General features: G+C 41.4%; 18 protein-coding genes and 1 other annotated feature. Of the genes, 10 read left to right on the top strand and 8 right to left on the bottom strand.

What is annotated here, in order from left to right; translation table 11 throughout:
- Nucleotides 1-143 precede the first annotated feature (143 nt).
- The gene (gene proC, locus MHB83_RS15705) at nt 144-971 is read right to left on the bottom strand and encodes a pyrroline-5-carboxylate reductase (RefSeq protein WP_058014745.1); all 828 of its coding nucleotides are present in this window, start codon (nt 969-971) and stop codon (nt 144-146) included.
- A 41-nt stretch (nt 972-1,012) separates the two neighbouring features.
- Nucleotides 1,013-1,224 (bottom strand) — a binding site (T-box leader).
- A gap of 169 nt (nt 1,225-1,393) precedes the next feature.
- Between proC and MHB83_RS15700 the strand changes: the two genes are divergently transcribed.
- The gene (locus MHB83_RS15700) at nt 1,394-2,344 is read left to right on the top strand and encodes an MBL fold metallo-hydrolase (RefSeq protein ID WP_342496463.1); all 951 of its coding nucleotides are present in this window, start codon (nt 1,394-1,396) and stop codon (nt 2,342-2,344) included.
- A gap of 12 nt (nt 2,345-2,356) precedes the next feature.
- Entirely contained in the window at nt 2,357-3,133 is a 777-nt protein-coding gene (locus MHB83_RS15695; RefSeq protein WP_340866311.1) for an SDR family oxidoreductase, read from the top strand.
- Between the two features lie 65 nt (nt 3,134-3,198).
- Here MHB83_RS15695 and MHB83_RS15690 read toward each other — a convergent pair whose 3' ends face one another.
- Nucleotides 3,199-4,527, bottom strand: a complete 1,329-nt coding sequence (locus tag MHB83_RS15690) for a CoA-disulfide reductase (protein WP_342496462.1) — start codon at nt 4,525-4,527, stop codon at nt 3,199-3,201.
- A 187-nt stretch (nt 4,528-4,714) separates the two neighbouring features.
- Here MHB83_RS15690 and coaA point away from each other — a divergent pair, with 187 nt between their 5' ends.
- The gene (coaA, locus tag MHB83_RS15685) at nt 4,715-5,674 is read left to right on the top strand and encodes a type I pantothenate kinase (RefSeq protein ID WP_034620396.1); all 960 of its coding nucleotides are present in this window, start codon (nt 4,715-4,717) and stop codon (nt 5,672-5,674) included.
- 30 nt (nt 5,675-5,704) lie between these two features.
- On the opposite strand, the gene MHB83_RS15680 is transcribed toward coaA, so the two are convergent.
- The 4 genes from MHB83_RS15680 to MHB83_RS15665 form a co-directional block, all read right to left on the bottom strand.
- Entirely contained in the window at nt 5,705-6,940 is a 1,236-nt protein-coding gene (locus MHB83_RS15680) for an MFS transporter (RefSeq protein WP_003215590.1), read from the bottom strand.
- Between the two features lie 188 nt (nt 6,941-7,128).
- Nucleotides 7,129-7,473: a YolD-like family protein gene (locus MHB83_RS15675; protein WP_003215746.1), complete on the bottom strand. Its 345-nt coding sequence runs from the start codon at nt 7,471-7,473 to the stop codon at nt 7,129-7,131.
- Between the two features lie 15 nt (nt 7,474-7,488).
- Nucleotides 7,489-8,721, bottom strand: coding sequence for a DNA polymerase IV (locus tag MHB83_RS15670; protein ID WP_050943809.1), 1,233 nt, complete (start codon nt 8,719-8,721; stop codon nt 7,489-7,491).
- A 150-nt stretch (nt 8,722-8,871) separates the two neighbouring features.
- Nucleotides 8,872-9,321, bottom strand: coding sequence for a YfmQ family protein (locus MHB83_RS15665; protein WP_050943810.1), 450 nt, complete (start codon nt 9,319-9,321; stop codon nt 8,872-8,874).
- Between the two features lie 277 nt (nt 9,322-9,598).
- Between MHB83_RS15665 and MHB83_RS15660 the strand changes: the two genes are divergently transcribed.
- Complete coding sequence (locus MHB83_RS15660; RefSeq protein ID WP_034620502.1) at nt 9,599-10,078, top strand: GNAT family N-acetyltransferase; 480 nt, start codon at nt 9,599-9,601, stop codon at nt 10,076-10,078.
- Complete coding sequence (locus MHB83_RS15655) at nt 10,075-11,049, top strand: GNAT family N-acetyltransferase (protein ID WP_339205677.1); 975 nt, start codon at nt 10,075-10,077, stop codon at nt 11,047-11,049. The genes MHB83_RS15660 and MHB83_RS15655 overlap by 4 nt, the downstream gene beginning before the upstream one ends.
- Nucleotides 11,050-11,066: 17 nt before the next feature.
- Here the strand turns inward: MHB83_RS15655 and MHB83_RS15650 are convergent, their stop codons facing one another.
- Nucleotides 11,067-11,774, bottom strand: a complete 708-nt coding sequence (locus tag MHB83_RS15650) for an expansin EXLX1 family cellulose-binding protein (RefSeq protein ID WP_310426156.1) — start codon at nt 11,772-11,774, stop codon at nt 11,067-11,069.
- 212 nt (nt 11,775-11,986) lie between these two features.
- Here MHB83_RS15650 and MHB83_RS15645 point away from each other — a divergent pair, with 212 nt between their 5' ends.
- The 3 genes from MHB83_RS15645 to MHB83_RS15635 all read left to right on the top strand — a co-directional run bounded on the left by MHB83_RS15645 (nt 11,987) and on the right by MHB83_RS15635 (nt 14,133).
- Nucleotides 11,987-12,313, top strand: a complete 327-nt coding sequence (locus MHB83_RS15645) for an iron-sulfur cluster biosynthesis family protein (RefSeq protein WP_342496461.1) — start codon at nt 11,987-11,989, stop codon at nt 12,311-12,313.
- Between the two features lie 12 nt (nt 12,314-12,325).
- Nucleotides 12,326-12,565: a YqkC family protein gene (locus MHB83_RS15640; RefSeq protein WP_003215790.1), complete on the top strand. Its 240-nt coding sequence runs from the start codon at nt 12,326-12,328 to the stop codon at nt 12,563-12,565.
- A gap of 305 nt (nt 12,566-12,870) precedes the next feature.
- Entirely contained in the window at nt 12,871-14,133 is a 1,263-nt protein-coding gene (locus MHB83_RS15635; protein ID WP_003215654.1) for a tetratricopeptide repeat protein, read from the top strand.
- Between the two features lie 26 nt (nt 14,134-14,159).
- On the opposite strand, the gene MHB83_RS15630 is transcribed toward MHB83_RS15635, so the two are convergent.
- Nucleotides 14,160-15,092: an alpha/beta hydrolase gene (locus MHB83_RS15630; protein ID WP_342496460.1), complete on the bottom strand. Its 933-nt coding sequence runs from the start codon at nt 15,090-15,092 to the stop codon at nt 14,160-14,162.
- 125 nt (nt 15,093-15,217) lie between these two features.
- On the opposite strand from MHB83_RS15630, the gene MHB83_RS15625 reads away from it, so the two are divergent.
- Nucleotides 15,218-15,439 carry a YqkE family protein gene (locus tag MHB83_RS15625; protein ID WP_003215614.1) on the top strand — a complete coding sequence of 74 codons (222 nt, stop codon included), beginning with the start codon at nt 15,218-15,220 and terminating at the stop codon, nt 15,437-15,439.
- Nucleotides 15,402-15,917 carry an antimicrobial peptide LCI gene (locus MHB83_RS15620; protein ID WP_342496459.1) on the top strand — a complete coding sequence of 172 codons (516 nt, stop codon included), beginning with the start codon at nt 15,402-15,404 and terminating at the stop codon, nt 15,915-15,917. Before MHB83_RS15625 ends, MHB83_RS15620 begins: the two co-directional genes overlap by 38 nt.
- Nucleotides 15,918-15,995: the final 78 nt, after the last annotated feature.

Raw genomic sequence — 15,995 nt, 5'->3', positions numbered from 1 at the left:
TCCTCTTCCTCATTTTGTGGTACATATAAGTAATTCTACATAAGGTAATATATTCCTTGTTAATATTTGTTAATTATTTGTGAAAAATCACTCATTAGATAAAAATAAAAAGCACCTGTCATCAAAACAGGTACTTTTCTCTATCATTTATACGTGCTTGCTGAAAACATTTCGTTTAATTCTGCTGCACGTTTTGTTGCGGTTTTGACACAATCGACAACGGCTTCTTCAAATTGATAGGCAGCAAGTGTGTTCAGGCCGGCTTCTGTCGTTCCGCCTTCACTTGTGATTTCTTTGCGCAGTTCAGCAGGTTCTTTACCGCTGCTTTGAAGCATGTTTGCGGCGCCCGCAATCATTTGGCAGATGAGCAGCTTCGCTGTTGCTTGGTCCATCCCAAGTTCCGAAGCGCCTCGCTCCATTCCTTCAATCAAATGATAAATGAAGGCTGGACCGCTTCCTGCAATAGCTGTAACAGCATTTAGCTGTGATTCATCTAATACCGTCACATGACCGATCGTTTCAAACAGCTCGATTGCTTTATTCTTTTGATCCTCTGTCACTTCTTGACTGACAGAAATGCCTGTTGCTGATTGCTGAATGGCGGCTGATGTATTTGGCATCGCGCGAACCACCGCAGTCTTCTCGCCAGCATAGTGTTGGATCGTTTCAATTGAGATGCCTGCTAAAATCGAAATGATCAGCTGCCCTTGTAAATGAGGCCGAACTTCAGATATCCCGCTTTCAGCATCTTTCGGTTTTAAAGCAAATACGAGAATATCCGCTTCTTCATAAATAAAAGAACGAGAGAAATCCGTTTTGACCCCATAACGCACCTTTAATTCTTCTAGACGTTTTTCATTCGTTTTGTTTGTGACAATAATATCTTCGTTTGACATGATGCCGCTTTTTAATAAACCTTTCATCATCGACTCTGCCATTGAGCCTGCACCAATAAATCCAATTTTACTCATAAGCCGCTCCTCCTTGTAGAAAATGAAAAAACCTCTCGCCTGAAAAGGACGAAAGGTTTTTCGCGGTACCACCCTCAATTAGCATGCAAATATGCATACTCAGCTCTAGTCCCTTAACGCGGGAAACGTTTAGGTTTGCCTAACAGCTCAAAGGGCAGGTTCAGCAAATAAGAGGATGGTGAGGTCTTACAGCCGGTGGACCTCACTCTCTTGCATCATTATTTTGCTTACTAATCCTTGTCATCACGCATTTTATATTTGTTGTTCATTATGCAACGATGGACAAGTTTGTGTCAATAGGGACAGATAAAAAAATTGACCGCCTAAACCGCATGACAGTCTGCCCTTTGCAGGATACAATGAATAAAGAAGACGAAGTGACAATGAATCATGAGTCAAAAAGCAGGAGATGACATAAAAAAGTGAAAGAAGACATCATTCAATTATCTATCCCGACCCCTTTTGCTGTTGGGGATGTACATGCATATATTTTAAAAGGAGAAGCTGTGACTTTAGTGGACTGCGGGCCGATGACAGAAGAGGCGGAGCACGCCTTTGTCACGCAATTACATGAGCATCGTTTATCAATTGACGATATTGATCAAGTGGTGTTGACCCATCATCATGCAGATCATGTCGGTCTTTTAAATCTGATGAAACCTCATGTCCGTGTGATCGGACATGAGTTAAATGAGCCGTATATTAGCCAGGACCCTGTGTTTAAAGAGCATCAAATTGCTTTTACGAAACACCTTTTTCAGCAGTTAGGTGTGCCGCTTCGCCCTGATGAGTGTGAAAGAATCGTGAAGCAATCTTATACATATTCTTGTACTGCACATGTAGATGACGTCATCAAAGAAGGCGATCGATTGAAAGGGCATGAACACTTCTTTGTGATGGAAACACCGGGACATGCACAATCTCATCTTTCCTTTCTAGATGAAACAACGGGCCACTTCATTGGTGGAGACCTTCTTTTAACGACTATTTCCTCAAACCCGTTAATGGAAGCGCCGTATGAAGGGGAGGAACGCCAAAAATCGCTGCTTCAATATAAAGCATCACTCAATCGATTACTTCATCTGCCGATCAAGACGATTTATCCAGGACACGGGCTGCTCATCACGTCTCATCATGAATTAATCAAAGAAAGATTTAAGAAACAAGAAAAACGGGCAAATACGATGTATCAGCTACTCAAACGAAAAGAAATGACTGCCTTTCATCTTTGCCGCAAGCTATTTCCAGTGCTGTACGAAGAGGCCTTATTTTTAACGATGTCAGAGACAGTAGGGCAGCTGGATGTCCTCTTAGAAGCTGGACAAATTGAAGAAGTGCAAAAAGATGGAATTCTCTATTACAGGGCAAACTAAGGAGTGAAACGCATGGGGCGATTAACGGGAAAGAGAATATGGATTACAGGTGCATCTGGCGGCATTGGTGAAAAAATGGCGTACTTGGCAGCAGCAGAAGGCGCAGAGATCATGATTTCAGCAAGACGAATTGAAAAGCTGGCGGGTGTAAAAGAAAAGATTATGAGTGCTGGCGGGGTGTGTCACATCGTGGAGCTAGATGTCAGTCACCTTGAGGACATTGATCGCGCATATGAAGAAGTGGGGGCTGTTGATATTTTGGTGAACAATGCCGGTTTTGGTGCGTTTGATCTCGTTGAAGATGCGTCCATTGAGGAAATGGTGTCGATGTTTGAAGTAAACGTGTTTGGTTTAATCGCTTGCACGAAAAAGGTCATTCCAGAGATGAAACAAAGAGGACATGGACATATTATCAATATTGCCTCTCAGGCAGGAAAGATTGCCACCCCGAAATCAGCCATTTATTCCGCATCCAAGCATGCCGTCCTTGGCTTTTCAAACAGCCTCAGAATGGAGCTGTCAGACATCGGCATTCACGTCACCACAGTGAATCCAGGCCCGATTGCCACTGACTTCTTTACCATCGCCGATCGCAGCGGTGAATATGTGAAGAATGTGGAATTCATGATGCTTAGTGCGGACAAGGTGGCTGGGAAGGTCGTATCCGCTATGATGACGAAAAAAAGAGAGATTAATCTGCCTGGATGGATGAACGCTGGCAGTAAATTGTATCAATTATTCCCATTTTTATTTGAAAAAGTAGCACGCAAAGCGATGATGAAAAAATAACAAAAAAGAAACCGGTTGTGAACTGGTTTCTTTTTTTGAAGTAAGCTGCCATTGTGACCGTTTTTTTATCTCCGCCTTGCTGCTTGCTGAAGCGGGTCCCACACACTGTTAAAAGGCGGTGCATAGCTAATATCTAAATCTTCAAGATCTGTTATGGTTAGCTGTTGGTAAAGAGCAGTTGCCATCACATCGATCCGTTTATCTACACCGTTTCTTCCGATGATTTGGGCACCGAGCAAGGTGCAGTCATCACTTCTGTAAATCAGTTTGATTTTCATTTTCTGCGCATCTGGATAATATCCAGCGTGATCCGTACTGTCAATGGTGATGGTGGAAAAAGGAATGTCAGCTGCTTGTGCTTCTTTTTCAGATAAGCCCGTTCGTCCCGCTGTCATGCTCATAAATTTCATCACTGCTGTTCCAGTCACGCCTTGAAACGCCCGGTTTGTTCCCGTCATATGAAAACCAGCGATTCTTCCTTGTTTATTCGCCGTTGTGCCGAGCGGGATATAATCGAGTGATTGTTTGATGCGGTGATAAGTGGCTGCGCAATCCCCGGCAGCATAGATGTCTTTTACATTGGTTTGCATGTATTCATTTACAACAATGGCGCCATTTGAAAGCCGTTTGATTTCTGTTTTGTCTAAAAAGGATGTTTGCGGGGTGACGCCGATGGCCATGATGACCATATCTGTTTTTATGGTTTGTTTGTCTGTTTGAACAGCTGTGACATGTGATTCGCCCTCTAATGTCTGCACGGTTTCCCCGAGTGTCACGTGAATGCCTTGGGCACCCGCCTCTTCTTTCAGGTGCTTTGCCATATCGGGGTCAAAGCCCGGACCAAGTGTTGAACCCCGCTGAATGATATGTACCTTTTTTCCCAGCGCTTTTAAATTTTCAGCCATCTCTAAGCCGATATATCCACCGCCAATGATCGTGACATGTGTGATATCTTGTTTTAAGTGGTCTAAAATGGACAGCGCATGCGGAATGGTTTTTAATACGTGTACGCCTTCTAGCGGCTGATTGTTTAAATCCAGTTTAACAGGGCTTGCTCCTGTCGCAATTAAGAGGCGGTCATAGCTTTCGGTAAAGGGTTCTTTTGTTTTCGTATGATGACCTGACACCGTTTTTTGTTTTGGATCAATGGAGGTCACTCCGTGTAAGCATCGAGCATCAATTCCGTATTTGTCGCGAAATGTTTCAGCGCTGCGTGCAATCAGCTTGCTGTGGTGATCAATGAGACCGCCGATCAAGTAGGGGAGGCCGCACTGTCCATATGAGAAAATCTCTCCTTTTTCAAAAGCGACAATATGTGCATCTGGATCCTCTCGATATATTTGCATAGCACAGCTCATTCCTGCTGCATCTCCGCCAATGATCACATATTTCATTTGGTGTGCTCCCTTCTATCTATCGAACTGAATACTCTTATTTACCCTCATTTTCCTTTTTTTAATGCTTTTTTTCGCAAAAGAAGCAAACTTTAGTGGAAAAATAAAGACAGCGCCTTCATTTTAAGCTACAATCGGATTATCGTCTTTTTGGTTACGAGTTTAGTGAAGATTGGTGGGAAAGACTTTGAGTGACACGCGACTAGATTTTAATACTTTATATACACGTCATACAAGAGAGGCTTGGTCTGCTCTTGGAGAATATATGCCGGTATCTGTTTCAGAAGAGGAAGCAAGAGCACTTCAAGGATTAAATGACTATTTATCGCTTGAAGAAGTTCAGGATATTTACATACCACTTATTCGTTTTCTGACATTGCATGTCTTTGCAGAAAAACAAAAAAATCAGCATGTGAATGCCTTTTTAAACTACCCACATCATGCGAAAATTCCTTTTCTCATTGGGATTGCTGGAAGTGTGGCTGTCGGGAAAAGCACAACGGCCCGTATCATCGAAACGCTTTTATCGAGGCTTGGAGATGGACTGAAAGTGAGTCTTGTGACAACAGATGGCTTTTTGTATCCTCAAAAAGAATTAAAGGATCGAGGACTCATGGAAAAGAAAGGCTTCCCAGAAAGCTACGATGTCAAAGCCTTGTTGTCTTTTTTAAACGAATTAAAATCAGGTAAACAAACTGTGCATGCCCCGGTATATTCGCATCTGACCTATGACCGGCTTGATGGTGTGTATGAAACGGTGGAGGATGCCGATATTGTTATTATTGAAGGAATCAATGTGCTGCAATCCCCAGCGCTGGATGATCTGAAGGATGAACCGCGTGTGTTTGTATCAGATTTCTTTGATTTTTCGATTTATGTAGATGCTGCTGAAACGCAAATTCAATCATGGTATAAAGAACGGTTCCGTTTGCTGAGGGAAACAGCTTTCCAAGATCCTGAATCCTTCTTTCATCAATACAAAGATTTGACGGATGAAGAGGCAGATCACATGGCAAGCACAATTTGGAATACCGTCAATCGCCCTAATTTATATCAAAATATTTTACCGACAAAATATCGAGCTGATCTCATTTTGAAAAAAGGTGATCAGCATAAGGTGGAAGAGATTGCTATCCGCCGAGTATAAAGAAAAACCGCTCAAACGTGAGCGGTTTTTTTAATGATCTCCACTGACTTTCACAGCGATGGCAGCTGCGGATCGCTTTTTCAGGCGGTAGTATCCAATGAGTAGGAACGGAACACCTGCGATGGTGATGATCGACAAGACTGAAAAAATGGAGAAGGGATGGGCTGCGCCAAAATAGTCAATGCACAGTCCGCCGACAAATGGTCCGATGACGCTGCCGAGCTGAGAAAATCCCATCGCGCCAAAGTACGACCCCTTTACTTCTGGCTTTGCCACATTGTCTACAAATAGATCCATCATCGCAAACAGCAGAACCTCCCCAATTGTAAACACGACAATGATGAAAGCAAGCATGCCGAGACTCTGTGAAAAAGCAATGGCAAACAAACTGCCCGCAAGAAGAATATTCCCAGTAGTGAGCGACAAAATGGTGGAGTAGCGTTTGGCGATCATGATGAGCGGATATTGTACGACAATGACAACAACTGCATTTAAAGATAAAAGGTATCCAAACAGTTTCGGACCATCCTCAATCATAGGCGAAGCGGATAAATATTGAGGCAGCGTTGAGCTCAAATGCGAATACCCGAACGAACATAAGGTAACGCCGATGAGGATAATGCTAAAGACCGTATCTTTTTGGATAATGGAAAGGGCTTTTTTGACCCCAATTTGTTTCGTGTTTTCTGGAGCAGCAACTGGATGTTTCTGAAATTGCCAGGCCAGCGTTAATCCGTATAACAAATAAATGAAGGCAGCGACGAGAAATGGAAAGGTTGTTTTCGATGACCCGAGATATAAGCCAAGCAGCGGACCGAAGATGACCCCTATGTTAATGGCTGTATAACGTAAATTAAACACAAACAACCGAATACTTGACGGGGTGACATCAGATAAGAGCGCCTTAGATGTTGGTTCAAACAGTGCCCGGCACAGTCCGTTTAAAGCGTTCATGATAAAGAAGACCCAAATGGCATCTGCAAATGCAAAACCAACAAAGACAAGTGTCCAACCGAAGATTGATAGAAGCATGACCTTTTTTCTTCCGATACGATCAGAAATATATCCACCGTAAAAACTCGCAACGATCCCAATCAGAGAGCTAACGGCAATGATTAATCCAGCAGAAGAAGCTGAGGCGCCTTTGACTTGTGTTAAATAAACGGCCAAAAAAGGAATGCTCATGGACGTCGCCATTCGGCCAAATATGGTGCCGATGATGATCGTCCAACTAAGCGGATGTAGCGTACGTAAGTTATTTTTCATGCTGTTTCTCCCCTGAGTTTGTAAGATGTTCCAATCATACATGAAAAATTGTGCAAATTAAATACACAATTTGATGGAGGGGACATCCGCCATATGGCAGAGAAGTTTGATTGGCTCGTATTTGGAGACGCGTGCTTTTTTCTGCTGGTGCTTTTATGCCACTGATTCGCGCGGTCATTTGACCCCATTTAATCAAGGTCGATCGCGACGATTTGCTGCAAGGACAGGTTGAGAACATCTTCATCATTGACGATTTTTATGCGCTGCGTTTCATAATGAATGGCTTTGACCCAGCCCCAAAACTGCTCTTTTCTACCTGCTGCGGCATATGTCACGCAAATCGCTTGATCCTCAGTAATCGACTGTGTGATCAAAAAATTCATTTCTTCCAGTTGATCGGTGCTCAGCGGGGGAGGGGTGTATTTTTTTTTCTGCCGTTTTTGAGCAAGCAGCTGCTCCCGGTGCTCTGGAAGCATCATTCGGCTTGATTCCCACATGAGGTTGTATCCAGGTGTTAATTTATTGGGATTCATGGCTGTTCGCCTCCGTTATTTGTAATGTCCGCCAATTTTTTCGGCGCGGTGATACGCCTGCCCTGCGCTTGTCAGTGACGAAGCGTGCAGCAGGGCAGCAGGTCCATACTTTATGTGGATCGCATCAAATACTTTGCTGAGTTTGTCTTTTTGAACATGATGATCAAATAAAGTTAGCTGATACTGGCTGTCAGACTGCAGCTGTGAGAGAGTAATACCGACACTGCGAATGGGCTGACCATCCCAGTGCTGCTGGCATAGCTGAATGGCTGCCTCTGCAATATCTGTCCCGTACTGTGTAGGTGAATGAAGCTTGATTTGTCTATGAAATCCGGTCGGGTGAGAAAAATCAGCGCCTCTCACGCCAACAGACACTGTTTGCCCAAGATAATGCTTAAAGCGTGCACGTCTTGCCACCTCTTCGCTCAATTCAAGAAGAGCGACTTTGATATCCTCAAAAGACGCATAATCATGGGGGAGAGTCATATGATGTCCCACCGCTTTTTGCTCATTATGTGTGTGAACGGTGACCGGAGAGGGATCATGTCCTAAAGCTGTTCGCTGCAAAAGCTCTCCGTTGATTCCCCAGCGTTTTTTAAGCCGGTCTAACGGATAAGCAGCAAGCGTCCCAATGGTACTGATACCCATTCGTTTTAAATGGCGCTCCATTCGTTTACCAACGCCAAATAATTTTCCAATCGGAAGCGGCCATAAATCAGCCGCAACACTGTCTGCGCGAAGTTCATAGATGCCAGATGTGTTTTTTTTAGCAAAATGGTCACAGGCCATTTTAGCGAGCACTTTATTAGGACCGATGCCAACACGTGCGTAAATACCCGTCTGATTCATAATGGTTGTTTGTATATTTTGAGCGATCTCACGGGGAGAACCGAGTAGTGTCAGGCTGCCTGTAATATCGAGAAATTGTTCATCAATTGAATATGGTTCGACAAGATCTGTGTATTGTTCAAGCAGCTCTGTGATCATGACAGAGATATCAAGATAGCGCTGCATACGAGGGCGTACGACGACAGCTTCAGGGCATTTCTCCTGTGCTTCCCATAATCTGGATGCATTTTGGACGCCCCGTTTTTTAGCGAGCGGGCAGGCGGCAAGTACGACTCCGCTCCGCCGCTCAGGATCTCCAGAGACGATGAGCGGCACATCCTTCAAGTGGGGAGCCTCCACTTTTTCGACTGACGCATAAAACGATTGCATATCCACAAGCAGAATGGCTCGTTCATTCATTATTTTCACCTCTTAGAACGTATGTTCTGTTTCTATTTTAACCGTCAGGAGGCGAAATTGATACTGGTAAATCATTCAAAGAAAAGAGTATAAATCCATACAAAAACAGACGAAGTGGAAGACACTTCGTCTCATTTGATGCAACATATTTTAAGCATGTGCCAAGTTGTGGGATGTTTGGAGCGGCTCAGAACGCAAACGATAGGCCATCAGTTTTTTCTTAGGCTTATGTGTAAACTGCCGCACCACATCCACGTGGTCATCGTAATGATACAGATAAAGGGTCACATCATGCTTGCCAAGCTTTGTTTGCATGGTAAGAGGCGCCGGCCCTTCCTGCGGATGAAGAAAGCGCTCTTCATCACCAGGATAAATATAATAGCGTTCAATAAAGATCGCATCATTAAAATGTTGAATAATTTCAGATGTTTGTTGATCATTGAGCGGACGATCTTCAAACATGATCGTTGTTTGATCACTTGTTACTTTTGCATGCACTGCATAACGACTAAAAAGGCGTTCCACAACACCAGAAGGCAGCGAAGTGACAAGAAGCTTTAAAAGACTAAACACAACAAGTGAAGTAACAATCCAAACCAATATCATCATCTCCAATAAACATTTGTTACATTTCCTATATGAACCATCTTAACATACCAAAAGAATGAAACTTTCGCACAAAAAGTGAACTTTTTGAAATAAGTGTGAAGATTTACAAGGAGATGACGGCGAAAGAACGAAATCAACAAAGCTGAAAGGAAAAAAGGCTGCCACGTAATCTTTACAAACAATTAATCGGACAGGTAGACTATTGAAACAACAGTTTTTTGTAAAAAAAGAGAGCGGTAAGCCAAAAATGAAAAGGGGCGAGGTCATCATGATACGTCAAGTGAAGCCGTCAGATTTTTACGCCGTCACATCCGTCATCCAAAGCTGGTGGGGAGGTAAAGATTTGCGCGCAACATTGCCGAAGCTATTTTTTGAACATTTTCAGCAAACAAGTTTTGTCGTCGTTGAAAAAGGTGAACTGATTGGCTTTTTAGTCGGTTTTTTATCGCAATCTCGTTCAGATGAAGCGTATATTCACTTTGTTGGGGTACATCCAGATCACCGGAAATTAAAGATCGGAAAAATGCTGTATCAAGCCTTTTATGATGTGGCAAAACAGGAAGGAAGAACAACCATTAAAGTGGTAACAGCACCTGTAAATAAAGTATCAATTGCCTATCATGCAAAATTGGGCTTTCAAATTGAAAAAGGGGATAAAACTGTAGAAGGAATCTCCGTGTTTTCAGAATATGAAGGAATAAATGAAGACCGTGTTTTATTTGTGAAAAAGTTAGAGGCGATGTCATGATTGTCAATTTAGATCAAACAATAGGAGATGTAGCAAAGCAGATCTTACATATTCAACTAGCTGCATACCAACAAGAAGCTGAACAAATTGGCTATGCCGATCTTCCGCCATTAAAAGAGACCATTCAAGATGTAATGAAAGCAAAAGAGCAATTTATTGGTTTTGAGCAAAAGGGAATCTTACTAGGTGTTGCCTCTTATGAAGAGCAGAAAGATTATTTGATCATTAGTCGATTGGCTGTACATCCAAAAGCGCTAAAGCAGGGTATTGGAACAAGACTTATGTCTACAATTATGGAGAAAAATGTCCCTATAGAACTGACCACTGGGCAAAAAAACACCCCTGCAAAAAGGCTATACGAAAAGTTAGGATTTGTTGAAACAAATGTGATTCATGTTGCAAAAGAGCTCACCTTATCAAAAATGAAATGGACACCGAGGCGAAAGGTTGCGGTTGTCGAATTCAAAAAAGAATGGCATGAAGAATTCCATCAAGAAAAGCAGCGACTCAAGCAAATCATTCAAAAGAGCTGGATAGAAGGACATCATATTGGTAGTACGTCAGTTGAAGGACTTGTTGCCAAACCCATTATTGATATCTTAATAGAAGTAAGTCATATAAAAGAGATCGATAGAAAAAGAGAGAGCTTTGAACATCTTGGATATCAAGCGCTCGGTGAAAATGGCATAAAAGGGAGACGTTTTTTTCAAAAGGGTGGCTTGAATCGTACGCATCATGTCCATATTTATGAGAGAAATCATCCTGATGTGAAAAGGCATTTATTGTTTCGAGATTACTTAAGGGCCCATCCAGAACGAGCTGTAGCGTATGCGTCTGTCAAGGAACAATTAGCAAATCAGTATCGGGAAGATATACAAAGCTATATGGCAGGAAAGAATGAAATCATAAAAGTAATAGAAAATGAGGCATATCGCTGGGATAGAGAAGGAGGAGAGGAAGCTCTTAAATAAGCTACCTCTTTTCCTCGTTAATTAGGAAGCTGAACATTGCCTTTTACAGTATAGGCCTGTGAAGCAGCAGTAGATGGAAGAGCGGGTAATTTATCCTTTACGATGACCCCGCGGATATCTGTGATTCGAACAGGAAGAGATTTAGACCCCATATTAAATCCAAGGAAATGGTTGTAGTCTGTCTTTTCCATGTTCACCCATTGTCCATCTTTGTAATATTCCATTTTCATAATCGGATATTTATGATTGCGCACTTGAATCGCAGCCCACCACTTACTGCTACCTTCTTTTATTCTGTAAACTACATTTCCGCTAATCGGTGCTTTTACAATTTTCCAACTAATTGGGATTTTCCCATCTGCCATATTGCCAATTTTGGCAAAGGCATTATGAGAAAGATCAAGAGCTCCTTTCGCTCCTTCTGGATATTTATCGGTTACATACACAACGGTTTTTCCTTTTGGACCCTTTACTTCAAGGTAAGCCCCTGCAAGTGCCGCACTTATCCCTTTATAGTTATAGTCATGGGGATTTAAAGCCGTAATTTTCATGTCAGATGGAATAGGATCTAATAATGCGGCGCCCCCTGAGTAACCAGATCCCGTATAAGTTGCATAGCTTTCTCGTACTTCATCAAGGACAGATGCCGCTTTCATGTTTGGCACAGCGAAACTCAACATCAATATCAGTGCCCCGATGAAGCAGAGAGATAATCTTTTTTTCACGATCTAAAACCTCCTGTTTATTCTTTAAAAATTGGTAGCGTCATAAGTATAATTCTAAAAAACAAGAAGCAAAAAGAGCCAATAGATAGATATAATCATAGTGAGAAGAGCGTGTATTTCAAAGAATATGACTTTCGGATTTAGTCGTGTGTCATGTTTTATGGTGTTTTATGTGTTACAATGTAAGCATCAATTTAAAAAGGATGTTCGCCATGTATATTCACATCACAGAAAAGGCTAAAACATATATAGAAAAACAGCAAACAGGAAACGAAACTAAGGAATTACTGCTTCGCTACGATTCAGAAGGTTGTGGCTGTGCAGTGAGTGGCGTACCAATGCTTTGGTTAACAAGTGAAAGAACAGGTGAATGGGAACAACTTAAAAATAGCCAACATTTAAAACTATATATACACATTGCACAGAAGGTATTTTTTGATGAGGAAATGACCATCGATTTTAATGAAAAAGCCAATACATTGATGCTGAAAAGTCCTCAGCAAATACTCAGTCCAAGAATGGGCATACTTGTAAAGTAAGGTGGAAACGTAGTGGATCAGAAGCTTAGAGTGATACAAAACACGGCACAAAATAAAACATGGGTGTCGTTTTTAAATAACAATCATCCCTATACCCTTTTGCACTGGTCAATAGGTGGAATGGATTCGGTGAAAAAGGATGTTTGGCTTCTTCAGGATGAAGTCACATTTGAAACGGAAGAATTCCCAACGCTCGAATTAGCTGTCAATTGGATCAAAGAGAATATGGAACAGGTAACAGATGTATTATAAAAGCCCTTTTTGACAAAAGGGTTTTTTTCGTGCCTTCATCATCTCACCAAGCAGCTGGGAACGTCTAATCTGAAAAATGATCTTTTGCAACGCAAAAAAACTGTTTTATAACAACCAATTCGACAAAACAAGAAAAATAGACATGAAAAAATCGTGGATATAAATGCCGAAAAATAGGCAATGGAAGCGGTTATTGCGGGATACCGAAAACTTTGCGAAAAATGACATTTCATATTTCTTCCATTCGAGGAAATATGATAGAATACAACATGTATCGTATATGAGAAGGGAGGTGCTAAAGTGAATTGAAGCTCAAGCTGTCATCGCCTCAGGTTGGAATTAAAATAAACGAATGGTATAGGCAGATTTGCGGATTTCATGTCATGAAAGCAGAGAAGCTGAAGGCCGAGATCGAGCAGGAAATTCTGGAGATGGAGCAAGATCAAAACCTGTTGCTGTTTTACCAGCTGATGGATTTTCGCCATAAGGTGATGCTTGAATATTTTGAACCGGCAAAGAAAGCCTCAAATGATGAAGAAATTAAAAACCTGCTAGAAACGATCGAACATTCGCAAACGAAATTAACGGACATGCTTGAATACTATGTTCATTTTTTCACAGGAATGTTTGAGTTTGAACAGCAAAACTATTTAAGTGCCATTGCCTATTACCGTTCAGCAGAAAAAAAGCTCAATCTCATATCAGATGATATAGAAAGAGCAGAATTTTACTTTAAATTAGCTGAAATATACTACCACATGAAACAAACCCACTTTTCGATGCACTATGCCTTGCAAGCGTTAAATACGTACTCTGCCTACAGAACGTACACGCTGAGAATCATCCACTGTGAATTTGTCATCGGTGCAAACTATGATGATTTGAAATGCTATGAACATGCATTGCCCTACTTTAAAAATGCTCTAAATCGAGCACGATCGATTGGAAACCCTCGAGTCATAGGTTCGGCCCTTTTCAACTTAGGTAACTGTTATTACCAAATGAACGATCTTGCGGAAGCAAGCCGTTATCTGAAAGACTCTCTTGAAGTGTTTGAAAAGGAGAATTTAACCCATCTTAATCGCTCTCTAGACCCACTATTTATGCTCACCCAAATCCTGTTTAAACAAAAACAAATAGAAGAGTCGTTAACCCTCTATCAAAAAGGTATTATGAAAGCCTGTGAATTAGAAGATGAAATTTACATCTGCAAATTTCAGTTCTTAAAAGCATTATACGTTGATGCAGAAATAACGATCATAGACGATACATTAGACCTGCTCGAGGACAAGCGCTTATACCCAGACATTGAGGAATTGGCACTTGATGCGGCTCATTATTACAATGAGCTTGGACTGTATGAAGCATCGACACGGTTTTACGAACGGAAGATTCAAGCCATATCAAAAATTCAAAATGGGGGTCATTTATATGAAAACGAGTTTGATAGTTCTTTTATTGGCAGCAACTGCAGGATTATCGGTCATGAGTCAGCAGCAATCGGAAGAGAGTCATATGGAACTGGCGGGCAGACACCATACAACAGTAGTGACTATCGCATAAGTTAGCTCAAAAAGAGGAGACGAACCACTGTTCATTCTCCTCTTTTATCTTCATTTGATTCAAATGGTTGAAGGAATACTTGAACTTCTTGTTCGTAAGCTTCTTTATTTTCACTAAAAGACATCGCGTGTGCCCCGTGCGGCGCTATAAATAGCTGTTTATCACCTTTTTTTCGAGCATATAGCTGCTGACTCTGCTCGCATGGAATATAGTCATCATGAAGACTATGGATAAAAAGCACAGGTTCTCTCACCTGATCGATCACATCAAGCGGTGACACTTGCCGAATGCTGTATCCATCCCGCCATTTTAACACTTGATCACTTAGTGGAAGAATCCATTGACCTGAAAGACGAAAATCTGTTTTTAATCGATAGAGAAGCTGATCCTCAAAAGAAGCAAAAGGACAGTCAGCTATGTAAAAATTGGCGCTTGCTTCCGGCTTTGCGGCATATAACAAAGTCGTGACTGCCCCCATAGATTCTCCATGTATACCGATAATGGCATTTTCCCCAAGTTTTTGTCTAAGACACTTCATGACCTTCGCTAAATCTTCTTTTTCGTAGTATCCATAACTCGTGGTTTTCCCGCCGCTCATTCCATGTCGTCTATGATCATAAAGCATCACATTCCATCCAAGCTTTTGGAATAATTTCATATACTTAACGGAATTTATTAAACTGACTGTGACGCCATGACAAAGTACAATGGTGCGTGTTGTATGAGAATGCGGATGCGGCACAAAATAGCCATGAAGCTCATAACCAAATGCTGAAGGAATACACACTTTCTCTTTGTTAAGCTGTTGAAACTCTTCATGATGATAATGCCCTTCATCTGATTCTCGTTTGATGAGCTCTTCATCTGTTAATTTTCGAATATACATCATTTTGTTGGTGAAAAAAATGCCGATTGCAACGAGCGGACATAATATGAAGGCAAGTATAGCGATCCATTTTTTCATCTAGCTGATTCTTCCTTTCCGAGGTTTTTCCTATGACGATCATACCACATGTTGGGAGATTGGCGTGACTCTTGCTCAGGAAATAAAACGGATGATACACTTAGAGGCAAAAGGAGAGAGGCACAATGAAAAAGAACAATGATCAAGCGAAATTAAAGGACGGCATAAACGAAAATCTCAAACAGCAGCTCCTTCAAATGAAGCAGAATCTGGCCGCCGAGACAGAAAAAAGAGAAGAACAAAAACGACAAGACCTCCTTCGGCAGCAGAAAGAAAAAGAAAAAAACAAAAGCTTCTCCGAGCTGCTAGATGAAAGTCATTTGGACTGGAGAAAATATAAAAGCTAAAAAAGGGAGCACTGATGCTTCTTTTTTTATGTCATCATTGAGGTTGATCAACACGCAAGTGCTTCCGGTTCCTTCGATTCCTCCTTCATTTAAATTCCTTTTTATAACAAATATAGTATTTAAGACCCTTTTGATAGAAGGTCGTACTACTTATAATGAAGGTGTATTACAATATTTGGGAACGGAGATGATTTACATGAAAATGAGAAAAACAATGGCTGGAGTCGCTTTATCTTTAGGATTGCTTTTACCTGTTTCGGGACAAGCTCTTGCTACAAATGAATTACCGAATGCGGATTTGCGTACAAAGGCTACTTCAATTGTAGATTGTTCTGTAACTCCTTTTAAAGGCGCAAGTAATCGATTATGTATGTATTCGGATAATGGTTCTTTTGCAAATAGTTTCAGTCGTTTTGGTACGACATTTTATCTTAAAGGCAAATCTGGAAATTATGCATATTACGAAAGTGCAAGATAAGACAACGGGGCCTTTAGCCCCTCCTTGCTTTTGTCTGTCGAATATGAAAAAGAGATCACATCAGATGATCTCTTTTTA

Origin of the sequence: Bacillus sp. FSL K6-3149 (genome assembly GCF_038630515.1) — a bacterium.
Taxonomy (GTDB): Bacteria; Bacillota; Bacilli; order Bacillales; family Bacillaceae; genus Bacillus; species Bacillus pumilus.
Note: the sequence above shows the minus strand (reverse complement) of the source record. Positions and strands in the feature narration are given on the sequence as shown.

Coding starts and splice junctions, on each gene's coding strand:
- MHB83_RS15625 (WP_003215614.1), top strand. CDS start 15,218: ATGAAAAAGAACAATGATCAAGCGAAATTAAAGGACGGCATAAACGAA.
- MHB83_RS15645 (WP_342496461.1), top strand. CDS start 11,987: ATGTATATTCACATCACAGAAAAGGCTAAAACATATATAGAAAAACAG.
- MHB83_RS15660 (WP_034620502.1), top strand. CDS start 9,599: ATGATACGTCAAGTGAAGCCGTCAGATTTTTACGCCGTCACATCCGTC.
- MHB83_RS15630 (WP_342496460.1), bottom strand. CDS start 15,092: ATGAAAAAATGGATCGCTATACTTGCCTTCATATTATGTCCGCTCGTT.
- MHB83_RS15690 (WP_342496462.1), bottom strand. CDS start 4,527: ATGAAATATGTGATCATTGGCGGAGATGCAGCAGGAATGAGCTGTGCT.
- proC (WP_058014745.1), bottom strand. CDS start 971: ATGAGTAAAATTGGATTTATTGGTGCAGGCTCAATGGCAGAGTCGATG.
- MHB83_RS15670 (WP_050943809.1), bottom strand. CDS start 8,721: ATGAATGAACGAGCCATTCTGCTTGTGGATATGCAATCGTTTTATGCG.
- MHB83_RS15620 (WP_342496459.1), top strand. CDS start 15,402: ATGAAAGTCATTTGGACTGGAGAAAATATAAAAGCTAAAAAAGGGAGC.
- MHB83_RS15675 (WP_003215746.1), bottom strand. CDS start 7,473: ATGAATCCCAATAAATTAACACCTGGATACAACCTCATGTGGGAATCA.
- MHB83_RS15680 (WP_003215590.1), bottom strand. CDS start 6,940: ATGAAAAATAACTTACGTACGCTACATCCGCTTAGTTGGACGATCATC.
- MHB83_RS15655 (WP_339205677.1), top strand. CDS start 10,075: ATGATTGTCAATTTAGATCAAACAATAGGAGATGTAGCAAAGCAGATC.
- MHB83_RS15695 (WP_340866311.1), top strand. CDS start 2,357: ATGGGGCGATTAACGGGAAAGAGAATATGGATTACAGGTGCATCTGGC.